This is a genomic window from Streptomyces sp. RKAG337, from assembly GCF_023701715.1.
In the GTDB taxonomy this organism is placed as follows: domain Bacteria; phylum Actinomycetota; class Actinomycetes; order Streptomycetales; family Streptomycetaceae; genus Actinacidiphila.
This window is the reverse complement of the sequence record NZ_JAJOZA010000001.1, coordinates 2,482,017-2,506,696: the sequence shown is the minus strand read 5'-3', so window position 1 is coordinate 2,506,696 and position 24,680 is coordinate 2,482,017. Positions and strand designations below refer to the sequence as shown.

The window sequence follows — 24,680 nt, the reverse complement described above, 5'->3', positions numbered from 1 at the left end:
GGTATTCGTTGAATCCTGCCGTCATACCTCGCAGCCGCGAAAGGCCGATCTCTCATGCGTCAACTGTCCCTCATATCCCGCCGCGTGGCAGCGGTAGCCGTTGGTCTGGCCCTCGCCGGAGGGGCCGCCGCCTGCGGCCCGAAGGACAGCGGCGGCGCCAAGGCCTCCACCGACGCCAAGCCCGCCAAGGGCGGCACCCTCTACGTGCTGAACAACCAGGCCCAGGAGGACTTCGACCCGGCCCGCCTGTACACCTCGGGCGGCGGAAACGTTCCCTCGCTGGTCTACCGCACACTGACCACCCGCACCCGGGCCAACGGCGCCGAGGGCTCGAAGGTCGCCGCGGACCTGGCCACCACCACCGGTGAGCCGAGCAAGGACGCCACCGTCTGGACGTACCACCTCAAGGACGGCCTGAAGTACGAGGACGGCTCGCCCATCACGACCGCCGACATCAAGTACGGCATCGAGCGCTCCTTCGCGGCCGAGCTGTCCGGCGGCGCGCCCTACCTGCGCGACTGGCTGATCGGCGGTGCCGCGTACCAGGGCCCGTACAAGGACAAGAACGGGCTGGCCTCGGTGGAGACGCCGGACGCCAAGACGATCGTGTTCCACCTGAACAAGCCCGAGGGCGAGTTCCCGTTCCTGGCCACGCAGACCTCGTTCGCCCCGGTGCCCAAGGCGAAGGACACCGGCACCAAGTACGCGGAGCACCCGGTCTCCTCCGGCCCGTACAAGGTGATCAAGAACGAGAACAACGGTGAGCACCTGGTCCTGGAGCGCAACCCCAACTGGTCGGAGGCCACCGACGACCAGCGCAAGGCGTACCCGGACAGCATCGACGTCCAGTCGGGACTCGACCAGGCCGTGATCAACCAGCGGCTGTCCACCGGCACCGGCAAGGACGCGGCGGCCGTCACCACCGACACCAACCTCGGCCCGGCCGAGCTGGCCAAGGTCAACGGCGACAAGGCGCTCGCGAGCCGGGTCGGCACCGGCCACTTCGGCTACACCGACTACATCGCCTTCAACCCGAAGGTGAAGCCGTTCGACAACCCGAAGGTGCGCCAGGCCATCGCGTACGCGGTCAACCGCACCACCGTGGTCAACGCGGTCGGCGGCTCCTCGCTCGCCGACCAGGCCACCACCTACCTGCCCGAGCAGGCGTCCTTCGGCTACACGCCGTACGACCCGTTCCCGGCCGGCAAGACCGGCGACCCGGTCAAGGCCAAGCAGGTGCTGGCGGAGGCCGGCTACCCGAACGGGATCACCGTCTCGCTCACCCATGACGTCACCAAGGCCGACGAGCAGGGCCCCGAGGTCGCCACGGCCGTCCAGGACGCGCTGAAGGCGGCGGGCATCACCGTCAAGCTCGACGGCCAGGAGCACAAGGCGTTCGGCGACAAGATCCACAACGTGTCCACCGAGCCGGGCTTCTTCCTCACCGGCTGGGGCGCGGACTGGCCGTCCGGCGGTCCGTTCCTCGGCCCGATCTTCGACGGCCGGCAGATCGTCAAGGACGGCTCCAACTTCAACAACGCGCAGCTCGACGACCCGGCGGTCAACAAGGAGATCGACGAGATCAACAAGCTGACCGACCTCAAGGCCGCGGCGGCCCGCTGGGGCGCGCTGGACCAGAAGATCGGCGAGCAGGCCGTCACCGTGCCGCTCTTCCACCCGGTCTACAAGCGGCTGTTCGGCAAGGACATCAAGAACGTCGTGATCAGCGACTGGACCGGCGTCCTGGACATCTCGCAGGTCTCGGTCAAGTGACCACCCAGGACCTGACGGCCGTCGAGGCGGGGGCGGTCGGCGATCCCGCCGCCCCCGCCCCGGGGGCCCGGCAGGTCTGGCGACGGCTGCGCGCCCAGCGCGCGGCCGTCGCCGGCACCGCCGTCATCGCACTCCTCGTCCTGGTGGCGCTCACCGCACCCCTGCTGAGCGCCGTCGAGGGCCAGAACACCACGGCCTACCACCCCGAGCTGATCGACTCCGCCTCCGGCGGCGTACCGCTCGGCTCCTTCGGCGGGATCAGCGGCGACCACTGGCTCGGCGTCGAACCCGGCACCGGCCGCGACATGTTCTCCCGGCTCGTGCACGGCGCCCAGATCTCGCTGGCCGTCGCCCTCGGCGCGACCCTCGTGCAGATCCTCGTCGGCGTCGGCACCGGCCTGGCCGCCGGGCTGGGCAACCGCTTCGTGGACAACCTGCTCAGCCGCGTCACCGACGTCATGATCACCATGCCCGCGCTGGTCTTCGCCATCGCGCTGATGGCCGTGGTCCCCGACGGCTTCCCGCGCCCGCTGCTGCTGGCGCTCATCATCGGCTTCGTCGCGTGGGGCAGCATCTCCAAGCTCGTGAGGGCGCAGGTGCTCAGCCTCAAGTCACTGGACTACGTGGCCGCCTCCCGGCTCGCCGGCTCCGGTACCTGGCGGATCGCCCGCCGGGAACTGCTGCCGTCGCTCGTAGCGCCGGTCATCACCTACGCCGCCCTGCTCATCCCGGCGAACATGGTCATCGAGTCCGGGCTCTCGTTCCTCGGCATCGGTGTGAAGCCGCCCACCCCGTCCTGGGGTCAGATGCTCTCCAGCGCCAACACCTGGTACGAGGCCGACCCCGCATACGTGCTGCTGCCCGCCGCGATGCTGTTCATCAGCGTGCTGGCGTTCACCGTGCTCGCCGACGGCATCAGGACCGCGCTCGACCCGCGCGCCGCCAGCCGGCTCCGCGTCGGCACCGGCCGCAAGCGTGAGGAGGCCGCGTCATGATCCGCTTCCTGCTGCGCCGCACGGTCTCCGCCGCGGTGGTCCTGCTGGTGCTGGCCGTCGTGCTGTACGCGACCTTCTACTGGGCGCCCGGCGACCCCGCGCAACTGTCCTGCGGGCCCAAGTGCTCACCCGCCCAACTCGTGCAGATCCGCGAGCAGATGGGCCTGAACGACTCGGTGTACGTACAGTTCTGGCACTTCCTGCAGGGCATCGCCACCGGCCGCGACTACAGCACCGGCACCGGCACGGTGCACTGCTCCGCACCCTGCTTCGGCCAGTCGTACCGCACCGGCGAACTCGTCACCGACATCCTCGTCGCCAAGCTGCCCGCCACTGCCTCCCTCGCGCTCGGCGCGATGGTCCTGTGGCTGATCCTCGGCGTCGGCACCGGGGTGCTGTCCGCCCTGCGCCGCGGCCGGCCCACCGAACGGCTGCTCACCGGGCTCACCCTCGCGGGCACCGCCACCCCGGTGTTCATCATCGGCATCCTGCTGCTGATGCTCTTCTGCTCGGTGCTGCAGTGGCTGCCCTACCCCTCCTACGTGCCGTTCACCGACGACCCGCAGCAGTGGGCCTGGAACCTGCTGCTGCCCTGGCTGGCGCTCGCGCTCGTCGAGTCCGCCAAGTACGCCCGGCTGACCCGCAGTTCCATGCTGGAGACGCTGGCGGAGGACCACATCAGGACCTTCCGCGCCTACGGCGTCAGCGAGCGCGCGATCATCGGGCGGCACGCGCTGCGCGCCGCCCTCACCCCGGTGATCGCGCTGTCGGCGCTCGACCTGGGCACGATGTTCGGCGGCGCGCTGCTCACCGAGTCGCTGTTCAACGTGCCGGGCCTGGGCCAGAAACTCGTGCAGTCCGTGGAGCTCAAGGACCTGCCGGTCGTGGTGGGCATCGTGCTCGTCATGGGCTTCGCCGTCGTCCTCGCCAACGCCGCCGCTGATGTGCTCTACGCGCTGGCCGACCGAAGGGTGGTGCTGGCATGAGCGCGGCCACTGATTCCGCTGTGGGTCCCGCCGCCACGGCCGGCCTCGCCGAGCCGCTGGTGGAGGTCAGGGACCTCGTCATCGACTTCCCCACCGCCTCCGGCACCGTACGGGCCGTCGACGGCCTCAGCTTCCGGCTCGAAGCGGGCGGCGCCCTCGGCATCGTCGGCGAGTCGGGCTCCGGCAAGAGCGCCACCGCGTACGCCCTGCTGGATCTGCACCGGGGGACCGGCGCGCGGACCGGCGGCACCGTACGGGTCGCCGGGACGGACGTCCTCGGCGCCGACGACACCGAACTGCGGCGGCTGCGCGGCGGCCGGGCGGCGATGGTCTTCCAGGACCCGCTCTCCTCGCTCGACCCGTACTACGCGATCGGCGACCAGATCGCCGAGGTCTACCGCGTCCATGTGAAGGCCACCCGGCGGGCCGCCCGCGAGCGGGCCGTCCAGGTGCTCGACCGGGTCGGCATCCCGGACGCGGCCCGGCGCTCGCGCGCCCGGCCGCACGAGTTCAGCGGCGGCATGCGGCAGCGCGCGCTCATCGCCATGGCGCTGGCCTGCGAACCGCGGCTGCTGATCGCCGACGAACCGACCACCGCACTCGACGTCACCGTCCAGGCCCAGATCCTCGACCTGCTGCACGAACTGCGCGCCGAGACCGGCATGGGGCTGCTGCTCGTCACCCACGACCTGGGGGTGGTGGCCGGCAGCGTCGACGACGTGCTCGTCATGCGGAACGGCGCCGCCGTCGAACGCGGAGCGGTGAGCGCCGTACTGGACGACCCGCGCGAGCCCTACACCCGGGCGCTGCTCGCGGCGGTGCCGCAGGTGGACGCGGCGCGGCCGGCCGTCCTCGTGAAACAGCGGACGGGCGACGAGCCGACGGCGGTCGTGGCGCCGGGGCCGGAAGCGCCGCTGCTCGAAGCGGTCGGCCTGCGCCGGGAGTTCGGCAAGCGCCAGGACACCGTGACCGCCGTGGACGGCGTGTCGCTGACCGTCCGGCGGGGCGAGGCGCTCGGGATCGTCGGCGAGAGCGGCAGCGGGAAGACCACCCTCGGCCGGATGCTGGTGCGGCTGCTCGACCCCACTGCCGGTGAACTCCGCTACGACGGCCGGGACATCGGCAAGCTCGGCGACAAGGCGCTGCGACCGCTGCGCCGCGAGCTGCAGATGGTCTTCCAGGACCCGGTCTCGTCGCTGAACCCGCGGCGCAGCATCGGCGAGTCGATCGCCGACCCGCTGCGGGCCGCGGGCGAGTTCACGGACAAGGCCGTCGTCGAGCGGGTACGAGAACTGCTGGAGCGGGTCGGGCTGGAACCGGACTGGTACCACCGGTACCCGCACGAGTTCAGCGGCGGCCAGCGGCAGCGGGTCGGGATCGCGCGGGCGCTGGCGCCGTCCCCGAAGCTGATCGTCTGCGACGAGCCGGTCTCGGCGCTCGACGTGACGACCCAGGCCCAGGTCGTCGCGCTGCTCGGCGAACTGCAGCGTGACCTGGGGCTCTCGCTGGTCTTCATCGCGCACGACCTGGCGGTGGTGCGGCAGGTCAGCGACCGGGTCGCGGTCATGCGGGCCGGGAAGATCGTCGAGGAGGGGCCGGCGGACGCGGTGTACGACTCGCCCCAGCATGCCTACACCAAGGGCCTGCTGGCGGCCGTGCCGGTGCTCGACCCGGTCGAGTCCGCGGCGCGGCGCGCGAGCCGGAAGGGACTCGCCGGAGTCTGAGCGGGAGTCCGAGCCGGAGTCCGAGCCGGAGTCCGAGCCGGAGTCCGAGCCGGAGCCGGAGTCCGAGAAACGCGTCCTGCCGGAGCGCGGCACGGTCGCGGACCGGGTGAGTGGAGTGTGTTGTTCCGCGCACCCTAAGCGACGACAACGCGTTGTGGTGCGAGAAGTTACGACCGTTCACCCCTTCTGGTGGCGCGGCGGACAACCGTCCGTCGCGCCACTGTCGTACCGGCATACCGTCATCGCGCCGGGCAGACGTATCCGCCCTCCCGGCCACGCATCCGGCGGACCGGCGAAGGAAGGGGGGCGTACACATGCGCATCGCGTTGCTCACCGAGGGTGGCTATCCGTATGCACGAGGTGAAGGTGGCGCCTGGTGCGACCGGCTCGTGCGCGGGCTTCCGGGCCATGAATTCGAGGTGTACGCGCTCAGCAGGTCCGAGCGGACGGAGGCCGGGGGGCGGGTCGAACTGCCGTCGCAGGTACGGCGGGTGCGCAGCGAGCGCCTGTGGGGCGCGCCACCGGAGGACGACGGCACCCGCGGCCGGGCGGCCCGCCGGGCGCGCCGCCACCGGTTCCTGCACCACTACCGGGAACTCGCCGCCGCGCTGGCGGGCGGCGACGAGGGATCCGCCGCGGGCTGCGCCGATGACGTCATCGGCCTGGCCGGCGCGGGAGCCGACGGCTACGGAGGCGCCCGGGCGGACCGTTTCGCCTCCGGTCTGTACGGGCTCGCCGAACTCTCCCGTGAGGAGGGCGGCCTGTCAGGGCTGCTCCGGTCGGAACACGCCCTGCGCGCCCTGGAGGACGCCTGCCGCGCCCCCGGCGTACGACCCCTGCTGGCCACGGTCGGCGTGGCGGACCTGCTCACCGCCGCCGAACTTCTGGAACGCGCCCTGAGACCGCTGTCCGCGCCCTGGTACGAACCGGACGAGCTCGGCGCCGCCGATCTGTGCCATGCCGTCTCCGGCGGTCCCGCGACCCTTCCCGGGCTGCTGGCCAAACGGTTCTTCGGAACGCCGCTCCTGGTCACCGAGTACGGCGTCCGACTGCGCGAGGCTCTCCTCGCGCACCGCGCCTCCGGCCTCTCCGCCGAAGTCCGCGCGCTGCTCACCGCGTTCCACCGGCTGCTCGCCGGTGAGTCCTACCGCGAGGCGGCCCTGATCACCCCGGGCAGCACCCACGCCCGCCGCTGGCAGGAACGCTGCGGTGCCGACCGCTCCCGGCTGCGGACCGTCTACCCGGGCATGGAGGCCGCCCGCTTCGCCCGCGCCGGCGAGGCCGCGGAAGCGGCCGGCGCGGACGCCCCGGCCGGGCACACCGACCCCACGCTCACCTGGGTCGGCCGCCCGGACCCGGCCAAGGACCTCATCGCGCTCCTGCACGCCTTCGACGCGATACGCAAGGCGGAGCCGGGCGCACGGCTCCGGATCCTGCATGTCCGCGGCGGCGTCGACTCGTACCTGGCGGGCTGCCGCACGCTGGCCGCCCAGCTCTTCCCCGACGAGGCCCAGGACGCGGTGACGGTCGGCGAGAGCCCCGTCACCTTCGAGGAGATCGGCTCGCCCGGCGCACCCCAACTCGCCGACGCCTACGCCTCCGGCGATGTCGTCGTCCTGTCCAGCATCGTCGAGGGCTTCCCGCTGAGCCTCGTCGAGGCGATGTTCTGCGGACGCGCGACGGTCTCCACCGACGTGGGCGCCGTCCGCGAGGTCATCGGCGGCACGGGGCTCGTCGTACCGCCCCGCAACCCCAAGGCGCTCGCCGACGCCTGCCTCGCGCTGCTGCGCGAGCCCGAGCGCGCCGCCCGGCTCGGCGCGGCGGCGCGCGAGCGGGCGCTCGAACTCTTCACCGTCGAGCGGTGCGTGGGCGCGTTCCGCGAGATCTACCTGGAGCTCGTCGCGCACTGTCCCGTACGGCGCGAGCCGCAGCTCGACACCGACGGTGTGCCGCGCCCCTTCTCCGAGCCGGCCGAGGCCCACGTCCCCGGCCGCCTCACACCACTGCTGCCCGCCCCGACCTGGGCCCGCCGCCCACAGCCCGCGGGCTTCCCGTTCCCGGGAGGTGACCTCGTATGACCGCCACCCATGGCTCCGCGCAGGCCGCCCTCCTCGCCCGCATCCTCTCCGACGTCCCCACCGACCCGCCGCCGCCCAACGAGACCTTCCCCGGCGCCGACCTCCTCCCCCTGGCCTTCCGCCGGGCGGCCTCCGGCCCGGTCGATGATTCCGCGACGGTCCCGGAAGAGGTTCCGAGCGACGGCGTCGAGCGCTCGGCCGGGGGTCGGGCCGACGGCCCGGCTCCGGAGCCCGAGCCGGCTCCGGACGACGCCATCGCGACGGCCGAAGCCGCGGCCGAGGGCCTGAGCGGCTGCGTAGATCCCGCCGACGAGCCAGCTCCCACCGCCACCCCGGACCGCCTGAACGCGGACGCCACGATCGCCTGGCCGGAAGCCGAAGCCGAAGCCGAAGCCGTCTCCGAAGCCGCCTCCAGGGCGCTTCCGCCCGCGGAGGCGCCCACCCCCGGACTCGACGCCGCGGGCGAGATCCGCGCGCGAGTCGTGGCAGCACTGGGCTACGGCCCGGGAACGGACGGCGGCACACTCGCGCCGGAGTGGTCCGTCGATGGCGGGGGTCCCGCCTTAGCGGCGGGTCCGAGCGGTCGTGATGCCGGTGTGGCGCCCGCGCCGGAGTCGTCCGTCGATGGTGAGGGTTCGTGCCGCCTGGCGGAGGCGGCTGTGGGCGACGGGATGTTGCTCCCGGGGTCGCGGCCGGGGCCGGTTCTGCCGGTCGGTGACGGTGGCAATCCCGCCTCGGCGGTGGGGCTGGGTGGTCGTGATGCCGGTGTGGCGCCTGCGCCGGAGTCGTCCGTCGATGGCGGAGGTCCCGCCTTAGCGGTGGGTCCGAGCGGTTGTGATGCCGGTGTGGCGCCTGCGCCGGAGTCGTCCGTCGACGCCGAAGGTTCGTACCTTCTGCCGGAGGCGGCCGTGGACGGCGGGGGGTCTGCCTTGGCCGGCCCGGGTGGTGACGTGCCGGATGGTTCCGCCGAACCCGCCGGGAGGGCCTCGGCTTCGCCGCCGCGGCGGCGGGGGCCCGCTGATCCTGTGCGTGGGGTGATGCACCGGCACGAGGAGCTGTGTGCGGGGGCGGTGGATGTGCTGGAGATCGCCGCCGGGCTGGAGGCGCACGGGGTCACCGACCGGGTGGCGGGTCGGTTCCGGCACCGGGACGTGTTCTCGCTGGCGGATGAGTTGTACGCCCGGGTGCCGCACGGTGCCGCCGGTGAGCGGGTCGCGGTGCGGGTCGGACCGGTACGGGTCGGGCTGCTGCACGTGGTGCCCGGCGCGGGATGCGCGGCGGCGGCCGCGTTCGTGGTGCGGTCGCCCGCCGTCGGCGCCGTGATCGCCCTGCTCGTCGCGCTGGCCACCTGGGCGGCGCTGCGACGTGGTCCGCTGCGTGCCGCGAGCCCCGGCGGGGCGCTGTGGGGCGGGTGGCTGCTGGCGTTCGCGCTGTGCGGCGGTCCGCTGCTGTCGAGCCTGCTCGGCGCGTCGTTCGACCCGCCCGCCGGCGGCCCGTTCGTGGCGCTGGCCCTCACCCTGGCGCCCGCCGCGTGGTGCGCGCACCGCTTCGCGCTGCGGGCGCGGGCCGAGCTCGCGCCGAGCCGCGGGCTCGGGGAGTTCGCCGCCCGGGTGCGCCCGCTGCTGGCCGGCACCCTCGTGTTGTACCTCGCGGTGCTGCTCGCGCTCCTGTGGGCCGCGGCCGCGCTGGCCGGTCCTGCCGGTGTCGCCGGGGCGGCGGCGCTCGGGATGCTGCTGTTCACCGCCCGGCTGCTCGCGGTGCACGGCTTCACGCGGGCGGCCGCGTGGGGAACCGGTGCGGCGGCCGCCGCCGAGGGGGCCGCGCTCGGCGCGGCCGTACTGCATCACGTGCCGGGCCTGGCGGCCGTCTCGGCCCCCGTCGAGTGGCTCGGCCCGGCCGCGATACCCGTCCTGGCCTGCGGCTGCGCCGCCACCGTCCTCGTAGTGCACGCCTTCCGCGCCCTCACCCGGGCCTCGGCGCACGGCACCGGTGCCCGCACGGGCACCCCCGCCGCCGCCCACCCCCGTACGACAGACCTCCGCAACACCAACCAGGAGAAACGTTGATCACGCACCGAACGACCTCGCTCCGCCCACCGCGCGGCACAGCGCACCGGCAAGGACACCGGGTGGGGGGTGTCGGCCGATGAGAGTGCTGCTGCTCGGAGCCGATGGATTCCTCGGTCGGCACGTGGCCGAACGGCTGCTCGCCGACCCCGCCGTACAGCTGACCGCGCTGGGGCGCAGCGACGACGCCGATGTGCGGTTCGACCTGGCGAGCGGTGCGCCGGGAGCGCTGGCGCGGTTCCTGGACGCCGTGCACCCGGGCGTCGTCGTCAACTGCGCGGGCGCGACCCGCGGCGGGGCCCGGGACCTGACCCGGCACAACACGGTGGCGGTGGCGACCGTGTGCGAGGCGATGCGGCGCAGCAGTACCGGCGCGCGCCTGGTGCAGGTGGGATGCGCCGCCGAATACGGCCCCTCGCCGGTCGGGGCGTCCACCGCCGAGGACGCGGTGCCGCGGCCGGGCGGCCCGTACGGGGTGAGCAAGCTCGCCGCGTCCGAGCTGGTGCTGGGCTCGGGTCTCGACGCGGTGGTGCTGCGGGTGTTCAGCCCGGTCGGGCCCGGCACGCCGACGAGTTCACCGCTGGGGCGGGTGGCCGAGGCGCTGCGCCGGGCGATGCAGAGCGGGGACGGCGAGCTGAAGCTCGGCGGCCTCGCCGTGCAGCGCGACTTCATCGACGTCCGGGACGTCTCGCGGGCGGTGCACGCCGCGTCGCTGTCGGCCGCGCAGGGCCTGGTGAACATCGGGTCCGGCCGGGCCGTGCGGATGCGGGACATGGCGGCCGGGCTCGCGCACGTCGCGGGCTACGACGGCACCCTGCACGAGCTGGACGAGCCGCAGGTCGCTTCTGGCCCGCCCCCGTACCCCGACGGCTGCGGCATCTGGCAGCAGGCGGACGTGCGGACGGCCCGCGACCGGCTGGGCTGGCGGCCCCGCATCGGCCTCGAGGAATCGCTGGCCGATGTCTGGATGGAGGCGGCATGTCGCGTCTGACGCCGCCGCACTTCTGGGGTGCGGGGCTGCGCGACCGTTTCGGCGGGGCCGGTCAGGGAGCGGGCGGCCAGGCCCGTTCCGACCGGCTCGGCTTCGGCGTCCCGGTGAACGCGCACCCGCTGGTCGCACCGGCCGAGTGGGGTGAACTGGCCCGCCCGGGAACCCCGTTGCACTGGGTGGTGCTGAACGTGGCGCGCGGTCCCGGCACCCGGCCCGACCCGCTGTACACGGAGGCGGTGGCGCGGCTCCGGGAGAGCGGGGTGCCGGTCCTCGGTCATCTGGACGCCGGGCTCGGCGCGCGGCCGTTCGGTGAGCTCGTCTCCGACGCCTCCCACTACCTGGACTGGTACCGGGTGGACGGCTTCTACCTGGACCGCGCGCCGACGGAGCGCGCCGCGCTGAACGAGTGCCGCCGGGTGACGACGACGCTGCGGGCGCTGCTGGCGGGGGACGGCGGGGACGCCGCCGGAGAGAGTGATGGGGACGGTGGTGACGGGCATCTCGTGCTGGGGCACGGCACGCATCCGTATCCCGGGTACGCCGAGATCGCCGACCAGCTGGTGACGTTCTCCGGCCCCTGGACCCGGTACCGCTGGTCCGAGGCCCCGCAGTGGACGGCCGCGTACCCGCCGGAGCGCTTCGCGCACCTCGTCCACGGGGTGCCGCGGTCGCATCTGGTCACGGCGATGCGGGTCGCCCGCTGGCAGGGCGCGGCCACCGTCTGCTTCACGGACCGCACGGACCGGAACGGCACCGACCCGTGGGAGGGGCTGGCCGGCTATTGGGACGAATCGGTGCGAACGTTGCGAAAGCAGCCGCCGCCCAGTATCTGAGCCTTCTCGGTCTCGCTCCTCGGACCGGGTGTCTCGGAATGAAGACCGGCGTGGCAGTGTTACGGAGAGAACCACCCGTACACCCGTATGCCTACCGATCCGGAGTCCCCGTGTCGCTGCCACCCCTGGTCGAGCCGGCTGCCGAGCTCACCGTCGACGAGGTCCGCAGGTACTCGCGCCATCTGATCATCCCCGATGTGGGGATGGACGGACAGAAGCGGCTGAAGAACGCCAAGGTGCTGTGTGTCGGCGCCGGCGGCCTCGGCTCGCCGGCCCTGATGTACCTGGCCGCCGCCGGTGTCGGCACGCTCGGCATCGTGGAGTTCGACGAGGTCGACGAGTCGAACCTGCAGCGCCAGATCATCCACAGCCAGGCGGACATCGGCCGTTCCAAGGCCCAGTCCGCGCGCGATTCCGTCCTCGGCATCAACCCGTACGTGAACGTCGTTCTCCACGAGGAACGCCTCGAGGCCGAGAACGTCATGGAGATCTTCTCTCAGTACGACCTGATCGTCGACGGCACGGACAACTTCGCGACCCGCTACCTGGTCAACGACGCGTGCGTGCTGCTGGACAAGCCCTACGTCTGGGGCTCGATCTACCGCTTCGACGGGCAGGCGTCCGTCTTCTGGAGCGAGCACGGTCCGTGCTACCGCTGCCTCTACCCGGAGCCCCCGCCCCCCGGCATGGTCCCCTCCTGCGCCGAGGGCGGCGTGCTGGGCGTGCTCTGCGCGTCCATCGGGTCGATCCAGGTCACCGAGGCGATCAAGCTGCTCGCCGGCATCGGCGACCCGCTGGTCGGCCGACTGATGATCTACGACGCCCTGGAGATGACCTACCGCCAGGTCAAGGTCCGCAAGGACCCGGAGTGCGCGGTCTGCGGTGAGAACCCGACCGTCACCGAGCTGATCGACTACGAGGCCTTCTGCGGCGTCGTCTCCGAGGAGGCCCAGGAGGCCGCCGCGGGTTCGACGATCACGCCGAAGCAGCTCAAGGAGTGGATCGACGACGGCGAGAACATCGAGATCATCGATGTCCGCGAGCCGAACGAGTACGAGATCGTCTCCATCCCGGGCGCCAAGCTCATCCCCAAGGGCGAGTTCCTGATGGGCACCGCCCTGCAGAACCTGCCCCAGGACAAGCGCATCGTCCTGCACTGCAAGACGGGTGTCCGCTCCGCGGAGGTCCTCGCCGTCCTGAAGTCCGCGGGCTTCTCGGACGCGGTGCACGTCGGTGGCGGCGTCATCGGCTGGGTGCACACGGTCGAGCCGCACAAGCCGGTCTACTAGCGGTATCGCTGGTCGCGCAAACGTGAGGGCCCGCACACCGACAACGGTGTGCGGGCCCTCATGTGCGTGATCAGGAGCAGGTCGTGCCCTTCGCGGGGACCGTCCCGTCCAGCAGATAGGCGTTGACGGTCTTCGTCATGCAGGCGTTGCCGCTGTTGTACGCGCCGTGGCCCTCGCCCTTGTACGTGATCTCGATCCCGACGTCCGCACCGAGCCCGGCCGCCATCTTCCCGGCGCCCTCGTACGGCGTTGCCGGGTCACCGGTGTTGCCGATGACGAGCATCGGCGCCGCGCCCGGGGCGCCGACGTCCGGCGTCTGCCAGTTGCCCGGCACCGGCCAGCCGGTGCACGCCGGGAGGCTCCAGGCCAGGAACTCGCCGAAGACGGGCGAGGCCTGACGGAACGCCGGCAGCTTCTCCCGCACCTGCTCCTGGGTGTAACGCTGCTTGGCGTCGGCGCAGTTGACCGCCGTGTTGGCCGGCATCAGGTTGTTGTACCGGCCGTTCTGGTCCCGGCCGGCGAACGAGTCGGCGAAGGCGAGCAGCAGATTGCCGCTGCCCGTCGCCTTGGCCTCCTTGAGCGCCATGGTCAGGTACTTCCAGTCGTCCTTCGAGTACAGGGTGGCGGCGATCCCGTTCGTCGCGATGGTCTGGGTGACCTCGCGGCCGTCGTCGGTCGGCAGCGGCTTCCCGTCGAGCTTCGCCAGGAACGCGGAGATCCACTGGTCGCCGGCCTGCCGGCTGTGGCCGGCCGGGCAGTTGGCGGTGTTCTTCGCGCAGTCCGTCAGGTAGTTGTCCAGCGCGAGCTGGAAGCCCTTCGCCTGGCCGATGCCGGCCTGCTCCGGGTCGAGCGTCGGGTCGACCACCCCGTCGAGGACCGCGCGGCCCACCTTGCCCGGGAACAGATGGGCGTAGACGCCGCCGAGCTCCGTGCCGTACGAGATGCCGAAGTAGTGCAACTGGTCGTCACCCAGCACCTGGCGCATCAGATCCATGTCGCGGGCGGCACTGATCGTGTCCACGTGCGGCAGCACGTCGCCCGAGTTCTGCACGCACGCCGCCACCAGCTTCCGCAGATCGGCCTGCTGCGCCCGCACCTCGTCGGGTGTGTCCGGGGTTCCGTCGATCGACCGCGAGGCGTCCGTGGCCCGGTCGTCCAGGCACTTCACGCCCTGGCTCTCACCGACGCCGCGCGGATCGAAGCTCACCAGGTCGTAGCGCGACCGCAGCTTCTCGTAGTCCTTCCCGAACGACGGCAGCGCGCCCACGCCCGACCCGCCGGGGCCGCCGAAGTTGAACACCAGCGACCCGATCCGGCCGCTGCCGGTGGCCTTGGCGCGGATCATCGCGAGACCGATGGTCGGCCCGTCCGGCTTCGCGTAGTCCAGCGGCGCCTTGAGCGTCGAGCACTGCCACTCGCTCCCCGGCGCCTTGCCGTCCGCCCCCTGCGCCACAGTCGGCGCCGGACACCGCCGCCAGCTCAGCTTCTGCCCGGTCAGCGCGCCGGGCAGCGCGCCCGGCGCGCCGGCCGGCGGCGTGCTGCCCGCCACGGAGGCCGTCGCCGCGGGCTTGTCGTCCGCGGCCTTCGAATCGCCGCCCCCACACCCCGCCGCCCCCAGCACAATGACCAACGCGACACCCACCACCGCGTCCCGCCGCACCCGTACGTTGCTCATGGATCTCCCACCCGTCGTTCCCAATGCGCGGATGATCCCATACGGGCGGATAGGTCTGCTTGGGGTTACGGCTCGAGGGCTGGCGGCGGCGGTGCGGGAACGGGTCAGCGGACGACGGTCTGGATCTCCTTCACGGTGACGGCCTTGGGCTCGTTGATGACGCCGTTGGGCAGCCCGTTCGGCCCACCGCCGTCGGAGCCGACCCAACTGACCTTCCACGTCGCGGTGACGTTGAGCTGATACGCGCCGGAGTGCTCGGTCGAACGGAGATACGTGACGCCGCAGGGCGGATTGCCGGTCGCGCCCTGGGAGTACTCGGCGCCCACCTTGCCGTCCTGGGAGATCGGGCACTCACCCGAAGCGGGGAACACGGTGGCGTCGGACGTCCCGGGCTCGATCCGCACGCTGCTCGCCTGCGCGGTGGTCTCCGCCCAGATCTCCTGGCCGCCGCCGAGGTTCACGGACGCGCGGACCTTCACCGGCGTGTACTTCTCCTTCAGCCACACCCACGTCGGCAGGTTGACCGTTTGCGCCGTCGCCGGGCTCATGGTGATCGTCACACCTGGGAGACGCGTGTTCGCGAAGGCGAGTTTGGACAGCATCTCCGTGGTGATGACGTGGTTCGTCCCGGCCGGCGGTCGCTCGCCGTTCGGCACCCACAGCGGATTCTGGTCGTTGCACGACATCTGGTCGAACGCGCCGGCAGCGGGGTTGGTGGACACGGCCCACCACTGGCCCTTGCCCTCCTGGTCGACGTTGAAGTCCTTGTAGCCCGTGACGCCGGGGTAGTCGTAGCCGTCCTGGTAATGCGCGAGGTCCATACCCATGGCGGTGGAGAAGCTGCCGTGGACGTTGGGGGACTGCTCCTTGTAGCTCTTGAGGTACTGATCCTTGAACTGCTGCGCGCTGTACTTCGGCCCGAACCAGCACGGGGGCGGCGTCCAGTGGACGTCGACCGAGGCGATCGGCTTGCGGCCGGGGTCGGTGGCGCCGGGTGTCACGGCCTTGATGGAGACACCGGCGCTCACGTTGCCGTTGTCGTTGCCGCCCGTCACGTGGGTCGTGGGCGGCTTGCCCAGATCGTCGTCGGCGTAGCTCGTTCCCGCCGCGGCTATGACCGCGACAGCGGCGAGGGCCAGCGCCCGTCGCAGCGGCACCGCATCTCCTACTGCTTGCACTGCAGGGCACTCTCCTTCACCACGATGGACCTCGCCTGCCACAGGTCGACGTTGGGCCGGAACTTCGTCAGAACGATGTCGTAGAACGCGTAGCTCCTGGCGCTCTCCGAGTTGACGTGAACCTTCCCGGTCGGGATCTCCTTGCTGAAGAGCTTGGCCTGGTTCTCGCAGAAGGTGACCTCGGCGGAGGTCTTGTTGGACGCGATCGTGATCTCGGGCCGGTAGTAGTGGTCAGTACCGGTGAGAGTCCGCTTCAGATCCACCCGCGTCTTGACGTAGCTCTTCCCGTAGGCGAGAGCCGCGTCCGTCGCGTATGTCGCCAGGCCGCTCTTCGCGTAGCTCTGCTGCGTTACGCCGTGCACCAGGGACTGCATGAAGTTCGCCGTGGTCGTCAGCACGACCGCCTGCGTGTGGTCCGCCGGTGTCGCCCAGTCGAAGTTCAGCTTCAGGTCGGCCGGCAGCGCCAGGCTCGGGTCGATCGTCGTCGGGGCGCCGGTCGCTGCGGCCGTGGTCGTCGGGGCGGCCGACGCGGTCGTCGCGACGCCCGGGATCCCGTCGGACTTGTCGTCGGATCCGCCCCCGCCGCAGGCGGTGAGGAGGAGGGCGGACGCGGTCGCGAGGGCGGCGGCGGTGAGCGCGGTGGGGGCTCGCATAGAGGTGAAGGGCTCCCGGTCGGTGGGTGGGCACCGGCGGGTCAGCGTTGAGTACGTCCCCGTGGTCCCCGTACGTAGGACGTACGACGTTACCCAAGCCACGCAGGGGGATCGAGGGGGAGGGTGTGCTGAATGCGTCACGTTCATGTCACTGCCGGCGAGCGGGACGCGGGGGCCCGGCCGGACGGGCCCCCGTGACGGTCACCAGTAGCGGTTCTCGATCATCGCCTCCAGGGAGGTGCGGTGCATGATCAGGTCGTCCGGGTCGGTGGGGAGGGGGCGTTCACCGAAGTGGATTTGGCGGTAGCCGATGCGGAGCATGACGTTGGCGTGCCGGAGGGCCGCGTACAGGGTGTGGAAGTCCAGGTCGCGGGGGGTGTGGCCGGTGGCTTCGCGGTAGCGGGCGGTGATGGCGTCGCGGGTCATGAAGTCGGGGAGGCCCGGGTAGCCGGTCTGTTCCGTGAGGTCCTGGAAGAAGCGGTGGAGGTAGATCATCCAGCCGAGGTCGAGCTCACGGGGGCCGAGGGCGGCCATCTCCCAGTCGAGGACGGCGACGGGGTCGAAGCCCGCGTAGAGGATGTTGCCGATGCGGGCGTCGCCCCAGCTCAGGACCGTGGGGCCGGGGTCGTCCGGCCACAGGGCGTCGAGCCGGTCGAAGGCGCGCTCGATGAGCGGGGAGCGGGGGCGGCCGTCGACGACCCAGTGGTAGTACTCGCGTTGGGCCGTCACATGGTCGCGCAGCGCGTCGCCGGAGGGCCCGGCCAGGAACGCGACCGATGCGACCGGGACGGTGTGCAGCTCGGCCAGTACGTCGACGGTGGACTGCTGGAGGTGCTCACGGTCGGCGGGTTCGGCGTCGTAGACCCAGTTGTCGCCGTAGGTGTACGGCATGACGTCGGGCGGCACGCGGCCCTCGACGCGTTCCATGACGAAGAACGGCGCGCCGAGCGGCGCCGGGTCGGTCTCCAGCCACAGCAGGGCCGGGACCGGGGTCTTGCTGTGCTGGGCGACGGCCTGGATCGTGCGGTACTGGCGCTCCATGTCGTACACGGGGAACGCCGCGTAGGCGTCGGGGTCGGCGGCCAGCCGCAGGACGCACGGGCGCAGCTGCTGGCGGGCGGTGCCGGCCCGGTGCGGCACGGCGAGGTCGAACAGCACGGTTTCGCTGGACATGCCGTTGGAGGACGGGACGTGGAAGGTGCGGGTGTGCGCGCCGGGTTCGCGGGCGTGCAGCCAGGCGTCGAGCCGCTGCCGGAGGAGCTGGGGATCGCGGGTGCTGGTGGTCATGTGCGGTGCGGGGGGTGGGGTCGGGCTCGACACGGGTCCTCCTTGCGGGCCTTGCCGGACAGGGCTTCGGCTACTCCCCGTTCCTTGCCGGAATCGGCGGGAAGTACGCGGGACTGCTCCAAGGGCTACAAGTTCTGGGCTGACGGCTGACGGGCTGACGGGGTTACGCCGTTACGCCGATGCGGCCCTGCGCCGTTGTGGCCCTACGGCGCTACCGAGTCGAAGCCCGTGAACCCGCTCGGGTTGTGCCGTCCGAAGCTGCCGTGCTCGAAGATTCCGTAGCCGGTGGCGCCGTCCCAGGTGAAGCGGGCCGCGTGGTCGATGACGCCGTATGCCGCGAGGCCCAGGCCCGCCGGGTCCGCCAGGTCGTACGTGCGGCGGTCCAGCCAGCCGCGGCCCTTCCACTCGCCGTGCTGCCAGTCGCCGGCCGGCGGGTATCCGGCGCCGACCGCCAGCGGGCTGCCGCCGAGCAGCTCGGCGTGGATCTCGATCGGCTTGCGGTCGGCTCCGGTGAGGTGGATGACGGCCGATTCGGGGTGCCGGCTGCCGGAGCGGTACGTGATGTCGACGTGGGCGCGCCCGAGTTGCTCGTCGGGGCGGCCGGCGTCCGCGGGGTGTACGAGGACGGCGCTGTCGAGGGTGCGGTAGCCGTCGGCGTCCTCCTGGAGGATCACCATGACGAAACGGTCCTCGAAGCGGATCGGGATCCACAGCCAGTGGAAGCCCTCGGCGCGGAACTCCTCGGCGGCCCGGCCGGGCGCCTCGCCGGGGATGGGGCGGACGCCCCAGCTGCGGTCGCGGGTGGCGGTGAAGCGGCCGCGTTCCACGGTGATCTCCTGGCCGCCGGCACGGATCACGCCGTGACAGCTGCCGGCCTGGCAGAACCGGTTGGCTTCGAGGAAGAGCCGGTCGCCGGTGTACTGGATGTGGTGCGGCTCCTCGACGGCCGGGAAGTCCGCCTCCCAGACCAGGTCGAAGGAGAGGCTCGAGGCCTCGTCGGCGTCCGGGTCCGGTTCTTCCGGTTCGCAGACCAGCCGCAGCCGTTTGAGCGGCTCCTGTACCTCGATCCGCAACGGTCCCACCTGCTGACGCATCCGGTCCTCGCCGAGCGCGTCCGAGGCTCTGACGGCGACGATCCGGTCGCCCTGGAGCAGCGTCGCGTAGGCGTCGGTGACGCCGAGGTTCGGGTAGACGCCGAGGCCGGTGATGAGCAGCGCCCGGCCCTCGTGGTCGAAGACCTGGAAGATCGACCGGTCGTAGGCGTTGCGGTCACCGCTGGCGACATGGCGCATGGAGCGGGCGATCTGGTGGACGGGGTACTCGTCCAGCGGAACGGGGCGTTGTGGCACGGCCGTCTCCTCCTCGGGCTCCTCGGTGTCGAGAATTCCCTGACGGTACGTCAGTTATGGAGGCCGGGCCTAGATCCGTGCACGTATCACTCGGATTTCGGGCCGTACGCGGCGGCGAGCGCCCCGAACGACTCCTTCGGCTCCCACGCCATGTCCGGATAGGCCGTTCCGCGGCCCGACGGCAGCATCCTGACCACGCCGTACGCGGCCAGATCGAGGTCATGGCGCGGGTCGGGCGCGTACGGGAGGCCGTAGCTCGCGAAGGTGAACCAGAAGGCGCTGTCCAGCCCCTCCTCCTCGAAGACCGCCAGCAATTCCCTCAGGTAGTCGGCCTGTTCGGTCTCGTCCCGTACGTAGTCGCCGTCGAGCCCGCCCTCCTCGTCGAGGATCGCCCAGCCCGTGCCGCCCTGGGCCGCGGCTCCCCGGTAGGTGCAGCAGCCGAACTCGGTCGCGGCGACCGGCTTGCCGTGGGCGAAGTGGCCGCGGATCTCCTCGCGGTACGTCGACGCGTTGTACTCGGCGCGGTAGGCATCGACGCCGACGATGTCGAACGGCGTCCAGTCGATCTCCTCCCACGGACCGGACGCGTAGGTGATCCGCCCGCCGAAGCGCTTGCGGGCCTCGGCGACCGTCGCGGCGAGCAGCGCGTTCAGCGCGGCAGTGATCGGGCCGAACGTGGCGTACACGGCCGGGTCGCCAGAGGTCAGAGCGGCGATCCGCGCACCGAGATCCGCCCCCGGAATGAATCCGGAGGAGAAGAGCGAGAGCTCGCACCCGGTCACCAGCACCACCTCCGCCCCGGTCCGCCGCAGCTCCTCGGCGCGGTCCGCGCAGTCCGCGAGGAACGGGCCGAGCTGATCGGCCGTCAACTCGCAGGGGAAGGGCGCGAACCACACCTCAAGACCCGCTTCCGCTGCGAGCCGGCCGGCCACGGAGAGCCGCTCCGGGTCGCCGCCCGAGATCCGCACGGCGGTGCAGTGCAGGTCGTCGGCGATGATGCCCAGCTCACGCCGGACGACGTCCGGGTCGAAGCCGGGGCGGGAGAGGGAGCCGGCGGGGGAGAAGCCTGTGTCGTAGTTGATGCCCTTGGCGCGCATGGGAGTTCCTTCCGGGGGGCGAGGGGGGCGAGGGGGGTTACTGGGGTCAGGCTGCGACGGTCTCCGCCGCGACCGCCTCCGCCGCGACGGCCTTCGTCTCCGACGTGGCGCCTTCGTCCGCCGCCTTCGCCTCGTCCGCGATCATCCGCTCGATCGGGTTGGTGGCGATGCCGCCGACCACCGCGGCCAGGAGGATGGAGGCGATCAGCAGGACGGTCGACAGCCAGACCATGGTGGAGACCGGAAGGATGAAGGCCAGCACGATCCGTGCGACGCACTCGGTCAGCATGGAGACGCCCCAGATCGTGCTGAACAGCAGCTCCGCGCGCCGGAAGCCGGCGCTTCCGGCCGACAGCCGGTTCCAGGCGCGGATGTTGGCGGCCTTGCCCTTCGTCATGAACGGCTTCAGCCCGGCGGACATCAGCGGCTTCCCGGTGGCGGCCGCGATCAGTACGGAGATCCCCACCACGCTGCTGAGCGCCGAGTCCTTGACGATCATCAGACGCGCGTCGCCGGTGACGAAGCTGAGGACGATTCCCACGAGGTTGACCACCAGCATGATGCCGGCGAGCCCGTTGAACGACCGGTCCCGGGCCGCCGCGACGACGGTGCGGACGGCGGGGACGATGCTGCTGAGCATGAGGGACGCGACCAGGCCGACGCCGAAGCCGTTGTGCAGCAGGTAGTACGAACCGAGCGGCACGGCGATGTCGAGGACGAGCGGCTTCACCATCGTGACCAGCGGGTTGGACTCCTGCCCGGCGGCTTCGACAACCTGGCTCTGCATCTGCTGCGCCTGCTGCACCTGCTGCACCTGCGTCATGTCCGGGCTCCTCCGTGAGAACTTCTTGTAGGAAGAGCTTCGCGCGGAGGGTGGTGCGCTCGACAGAGATGGATCTCCAGGCTTCGGCAGTACAAATGTCCCGGCCGGCGGAGCAGTTGCGGAGCGGCGCGCGCCGCTCCGCTCAGAGATCGCCCCTGCGGCTGAGGTAGTTGAAGGAGAGCCAGCCCGGCAGGACGGGGAGCCAGAAGGTGAGCAGCCGGAAGAGCAGCACCGCAGGAGTGGCGATCGTGCCCGGGATCCCGGCCGCGATCAGACCACCGGTGAGGGCGAACTCGACCGCGCCGACACCGCCGGGGGTGGGCGCGGCGGAACCGATCGCGTTGCCGGCGAGGAAGACGACGGCGATCGTCGAGTAGCTGAGGCCGCCGCCGAAGGCACGTACGCAGGCGTCGAGACAGATCACGAAGGTGAAGGTGACCATCAGGGTGCCGCCGATGCCCGTCAGCAGCTTCGCCGGACGCTGCAGCACGTCGAGCATGCGCGGGATGACACCCGCGAACAGTGCCCGTACCCGGGTGGAGACGAACTTGCGCAGAGTCGGGATCGCCGTCCCGACCAGCACCAGGACACCTGCGGTGAGGAGCCCGGCCATGACCGTACGGGACGGTGACAGCGACGGTGTCTTCTCGGTGCCGGTGATGTAGCCGAAGGTCAGCAGCAGCAGGATGTGCGAGCCGAGACCGACCAGCTGGGACGCGCCGACGCTCGCCACCGCGAGGCCCGGCCGTACGCCCGACTTCTGCAGATAGCGGGTGTTGAGGGCGACGCCGCCGACCGCCGCCGGGGCGACGAGCTTCACGAACGATCCGGCGATCTGCGCCATGACCGTCCTGAACAGCGACAGCCGCTCCGGGACGAAGCCGGCCAGCGCGCAGGCCGCCGCCACATAGCTGAGCGCGGAGCCGACCACGGCGACGGCCGCCCAGCCGTAGTTCGCGCGGGAGATCGTGTCGGCGATCGGCACCGAGCTGATCTGCGACAGCAGGAAGTACGCGGCGAAGGCGCCCGCGATGACCGTGACGAGGGTGCGCGGCTTGATCCGCTCCAGGCGGACCGGCTCCACCGGGGCCTGCGGCCGGATGAGCAGCACCTGCTGACGGATCCTGGAGAGCAGATCCTCCTCGCGGGCCTCGTCCTGGGCCACCTCGATGGCGCGCTTCTCAGCCCGCTTCTCGGCCTTGGCCGAGCCGCGCGAGGGGGCGGCAGCGGCTGCCGCGGCCCGTGCCTCCTTGTCGGCCGCGGACGCGGCGAGCACGGCGTCCCGCTCGCGCTGCGCCCGCGCGCGGTTCAGCTGCTTGAGCTCCGCGCGGGTGGAGCGGCTCAGCGCGATCGGCTGGAGCAGCGGCAGGGAGTTCGCGACCGCGTCCGGGCCGAGGACGGCGACGGCCGTCTTGACCGCCGGTTCCGGGCCGACGCGCAGCGCGACGGTGGTCAGCAGCTGGGCGATGTCCATCCGCAGCACGATGTCGCCGGCCGCGATCTCGCCGCCGCGCAGATCCGTGAGAAAGACCTTGCCGGAACGATCCACCAGGAGGGATTCGCCGACCAGCCGCCGATGCGCGATCCGGCGCGACTGGAGCGCCTTGACCTGCTGCCAGGCGTTGTACAGCAGCGCGTCGGTGAGCTCCTCGTCCGGCAGTGCGTCCAGCCGGCGGCCGCCGATGTGCTCGTAGACGAGCATGACGGCGTCCGGGCCCAGCTCGGAGGTGGCGATCAACTTCGGCGCGTTGGCCCCGGCGGCGATGGCCGCGTACGCCAGCAGCGCCTCCTGCTCCAGGGCCTGGCGCAGCGACTGCAGGCTGCGGCGCTGGTTGATGCCGCGCAGCGAGATCCGGCGCCACACCCGGTAGAAGAAGCCGTGCGCCTGCTGCTCGCGGTCCACGACGGTGACGTCGAGCGGCGGTCCGTCCTCCAGGGTGACGAGATAGCCGCGGCCGCGCTCGGAGTCCGGGGTCTCGGGGACCTCGCCGTCCGCGCGGCGGGTGGTCAGCGGGGCGAAGCCGACGCGGCGCAGGCCGGCGAGCAGGTTCTGGCCGGTCGGCCGGACGTTCGGCGAGCCGACCGAGTACAGGGTGCCGTAGGCGACGGTCCAGCCGATGAGCACCGTCACGATGATCGAGAACGGCGTCGTATAGCCGCCGACCAGCACCGCGAAAGCGTCCAGCAGCAGCACGAACCACAGCAGCACCCGCCAGCGCGGGCGCCGGGCCATGCCGACGGCCGTCATATAGGCGATGACCGGTGCCAGATAGCCGTGCACGGGGTCGGTGATCCCGCCGCCGCCCGGTGCGATCTGGGTCATCGCGGCCCGGATCGGGCCCGGGGCGGCGTTGGTCACCCACAGGTCGGTGGCCAGCGCCACGCCGTGGGCGAGGACGGCGGCGAGCACGCCGTCGGCGATCCGCAGCCCGTCCCGTTTGATCAGCCGCTCGATCGCGAAGGCGACCGGGACGATCAGTACGGCGATGCTCGCGGTGAGGCCGGCGAAGGTGCTCAGCGCGTCGGGCGCGTTGCGCGCGCCCTTGGCGATGTCCGCCTCGACGCCGTTGGTGGTGGCATGGGCGAAACCGGCGATGGCCATGACGACGGCGATGCCGAGCAGACCGAGCAGGAACCGCATGAGGTCGGCGGGACGGTGCACGCGGGCGGCGAGCAGCGGCTCGTCGCTGGAGACGTCGTCGCTGTGGACGACGTCGGGCTCTTCGGCGGGCCGGGCGGGCTCGGCGGGTTCGGCGGACTCGACCGGTGCAGCGGGGTCGGCCGGCTCGGCCGGCTCGGCCGCAGCTGCTGCTTCGGTCGCCTGCTCCTGGTCCGGGTCCTGGTCCTTGTCCTTGTCCTCAGGGGTTTCGTTCGTGGGGGTCGAGGCCTCCGGGCTGGTGCTGCCGCCGGCACCGTTCCCGGCATCGCTGCCGGCTCCGGGTGTCCCGCTGTCGGACGACGGCACGTCAACGGCGCGGCCGGCCGAAGTGGCCGCCGCGTCCTGGTCCTGCTGTCCCGCTGTCTCGTTTTGCTCTCGTATCACCAGTCACCCCGCGCACGATGGTGGCATGAGCGGTCCGGGGATGCGCGCTGAACCCCCCGTTGTCGGTGGCCTGAGGCAGGATGGGCCGGATGAGTGAGCGGACGAACGAGGAGACCGCGCTCTCCGAATACGCAGAGCGGGTGCTGGAGACGGCCGAGGCCATCCCGCCCGGCCGGGTGATGACCTACGGGGACGTCGCCGAGTGGCTCGACAGTGCGAGGGAGCAGCCCGAAGGGCTTCAGGACAAGGGTGGTGGCGGGAGACGGGTGGGAGGGCCGCGGCAGGTCGGCCGGGTCATGGCGCTGTACGGCGGCGCCGTGCCGTGGTGGCGCGTGGTGCGTTCCGACGGCCATCTGCTGCCCGGCCATGAGCTGCGCGCGCTGGAGCACTACCGGGAGGAGGGCACGCCGCTGCGGGAGGCGGCGCGGTCCGCCGAGGGTCATGTGCCGCGCATCGATATGCGGCGGGCCCGGTGGGACGGCGCGCCCGCCGGGGAATGACGACCGGATGCTCACAGTGTCCAGCTTCGGCCATGGCGGGCCGGAACATGCGGCGAGCCGTCCGTACGGAGTACGTGAACGCGTGGGCGAACGAGGCCGTGAATGAGGTGAGGGAGTATGCGGTCGAGCACCTGACCGGGAAACCGACCCCATACGTGCCGAAGTACGCGACGAAGGACGTGACGAAGGACGTGACCGAGTCCACGCCCGAACACGGGTGGGACTGGCTGCGGCCCGTGCGCCGGGAGGCGTAGCGTCGACAGCTGACCACACCAGCCCCACGGTCCGGGTCACCGTCCGGACCACCGGACGGGACGAGAAGCCCCCGCAGGACCTGCGG

At 71.9% G+C, this 24,680-nt stretch carries 19 protein-coding genes; 11 read left to right on the top strand and 8 right to left on the bottom strand.

Annotation, left to right across the window (positions count from 1 at the left end; translation table 11 throughout):
• The first annotated feature begins 54 nt into the window (after positions 1-54).
• The 9 genes from LNW73_RS10765 to moeZ all read left to right on the top strand — a co-directional run bounded on the left by LNW73_RS10765 (position 55) and on the right by moeZ (position 12,735).
• On the top strand, positions 55-1,773 hold the full coding sequence (locus tag LNW73_RS10765) for an ABC transporter substrate-binding protein (RefSeq protein ID WP_250977592.1): 1,719 nt from the start codon (positions 55-57) through the stop codon (positions 1,771-1,773).
• Positions 1,770-2,768, top strand: coding sequence for an ABC transporter permease (locus LNW73_RS10760; protein ID WP_374118074.1), 999 nt, complete (start codon positions 1,770-1,772; stop codon positions 2,766-2,768). The genes LNW73_RS10765 and LNW73_RS10760 overlap by 4 nt, the downstream gene beginning before the upstream one ends.
• Complete coding sequence (locus LNW73_RS10755; RefSeq protein ID WP_250989774.1) at positions 2,765-3,754, top strand: ABC transporter permease; 990 nt, start codon at positions 2,765-2,767, stop codon at positions 3,752-3,754. The genes LNW73_RS10760 and LNW73_RS10755 overlap by 4 nt, the downstream gene beginning before the upstream one ends.
• On the top strand, positions 3,751-5,478 hold the full coding sequence (locus tag LNW73_RS10750; protein WP_250989773.1) for an ABC transporter ATP-binding protein: 1,728 nt from the start codon (positions 3,751-3,753) through the stop codon (positions 5,476-5,478). Before LNW73_RS10755 ends, LNW73_RS10750 begins: the two co-directional genes overlap by 4 nt.
• Before the next feature lie 314 nt (positions 5,479-5,792).
• The gene (locus LNW73_RS10745; protein ID WP_250989772.1) at positions 5,793-7,556 is read left to right on the top strand and encodes a DUF3492 domain-containing protein; all 1,764 of its coding nucleotides are present in this window, start codon (positions 5,793-5,795) and stop codon (positions 7,554-7,556) included.
• Positions 7,553-9,622 carry a hypothetical protein gene (locus LNW73_RS10740; protein WP_250989771.1) on the top strand — a complete coding sequence of 690 codons (2,070 nt, stop codon included), beginning with the start codon at positions 7,553-7,555 and terminating at the stop codon, positions 9,620-9,622. Before LNW73_RS10745 ends, LNW73_RS10740 begins: the two co-directional genes overlap by 4 nt.
• Before the next feature lie 79 nt (positions 9,623-9,701).
• Complete coding sequence (locus LNW73_RS10735; protein WP_250989770.1) at positions 9,702-10,613, top strand: NAD-dependent epimerase/dehydratase family protein; 912 nt, start codon at positions 9,702-9,704, stop codon at positions 10,611-10,613.
• On the top strand, positions 10,601-11,446 hold the full coding sequence (locus tag LNW73_RS10730; RefSeq protein ID WP_250989769.1) for a spherulation-specific family 4 protein: 846 nt from the start codon (positions 10,601-10,603) through the stop codon (positions 11,444-11,446). The genes LNW73_RS10735 and LNW73_RS10730 overlap by 13 nt, the downstream gene beginning before the upstream one ends.
• 110 nt (positions 11,447-11,556) lie before the next feature.
• Positions 11,557-12,735: an adenylyltransferase/sulfurtransferase MoeZ gene (gene moeZ, locus LNW73_RS10725; RefSeq protein ID WP_138350972.1), complete on the top strand. Its 1,179-nt coding sequence runs from the start codon at positions 11,557-11,559 to the stop codon at positions 12,733-12,735.
• A 70-nt stretch (positions 12,736-12,805) separates the two neighbouring features.
• Here the strand turns inward: moeZ and LNW73_RS10720 are convergent, their stop codons facing one another.
• From LNW73_RS10720 to LNW73_RS10685, 8 genes are all read right to left on the bottom strand, one after another.
• A complete protein-coding gene (locus LNW73_RS10720) occupies positions 12,806-14,410 on the bottom strand; it encodes an alpha/beta hydrolase (protein WP_250989768.1) in 1,605 nt (534 codons plus the stop codon).
• Between the two features lie 104 nt (positions 14,411-14,514).
• Positions 14,515-15,567: a hypothetical protein gene (locus tag LNW73_RS10715; RefSeq protein ID WP_250989767.1), complete on the bottom strand. Its 1,053-nt coding sequence runs from the start codon at positions 15,565-15,567 to the stop codon at positions 14,515-14,517.
• An 8-nt stretch (positions 15,568-15,575) separates the two neighbouring features.
• Positions 15,576-16,241 carry a hypothetical protein gene (locus LNW73_RS10710; protein ID WP_250989766.1) on the bottom strand — a complete coding sequence of 222 codons (666 nt, stop codon included), beginning with the start codon at positions 16,239-16,241 and terminating at the stop codon, positions 15,576-15,578.
• A 201-nt stretch (positions 16,242-16,442) separates the two neighbouring features.
• A complete protein-coding gene (locus LNW73_RS10705) occupies positions 16,443-17,528 on the bottom strand; it encodes a phosphotransferase family protein (RefSeq protein WP_250992875.1) in 1,086 nt (361 codons plus the stop codon).
• A gap of 203 nt (positions 17,529-17,731) precedes the next feature.
• The gene (locus tag LNW73_RS10700; protein ID WP_250989765.1) at positions 17,732-18,877 is read right to left on the bottom strand and encodes a hypothetical protein; all 1,146 of its coding nucleotides are present in this window, start codon (positions 18,875-18,877) and stop codon (positions 17,732-17,734) included.
• Between the two features lie 86 nt (positions 18,878-18,963).
• Entirely contained in the window at positions 18,964-19,974 is a 1,011-nt protein-coding gene (locus tag LNW73_RS10695) for a hypothetical protein (RefSeq protein WP_250989764.1), read from the bottom strand.
• A gap of 46 nt (positions 19,975-20,020) precedes the next feature.
• Positions 20,021-20,797, bottom strand: coding sequence for a VC0807 family protein (locus LNW73_RS10690; RefSeq protein ID WP_250989763.1), 777 nt, complete (start codon positions 20,795-20,797; stop codon positions 20,021-20,023).
• Positions 20,798-20,939: 142 nt separating this feature from the next.
• On the bottom strand, positions 20,940-23,840 hold the full coding sequence (locus LNW73_RS10685; protein ID WP_250989762.1) for a lysylphosphatidylglycerol synthase transmembrane domain-containing protein: 2,901 nt from the start codon (positions 23,838-23,840) through the stop codon (positions 20,940-20,942).
• 80 nt (positions 23,841-23,920) lie between these two features.
• On the opposite strand from LNW73_RS10685, the gene LNW73_RS10680 reads away from it, so the two are divergent.
• Both LNW73_RS10680 and LNW73_RS10675 read left to right on the top strand, forming a co-directional pair.
• On the top strand, positions 23,921-24,340 hold the full coding sequence (locus LNW73_RS10680) for an MGMT family protein (RefSeq protein ID WP_250989761.1): 420 nt from the start codon (positions 23,921-23,923) through the stop codon (positions 24,338-24,340).
• A gap of 107 nt (positions 24,341-24,447) precedes the next feature.
• Positions 24,448-24,594, top strand: a complete 147-nt coding sequence (locus tag LNW73_RS10675) for a hypothetical protein (protein ID WP_250989760.1) — start codon at positions 24,448-24,450, stop codon at positions 24,592-24,594.
• Positions 24,595-24,680: the final 86 nt, after the last annotated feature.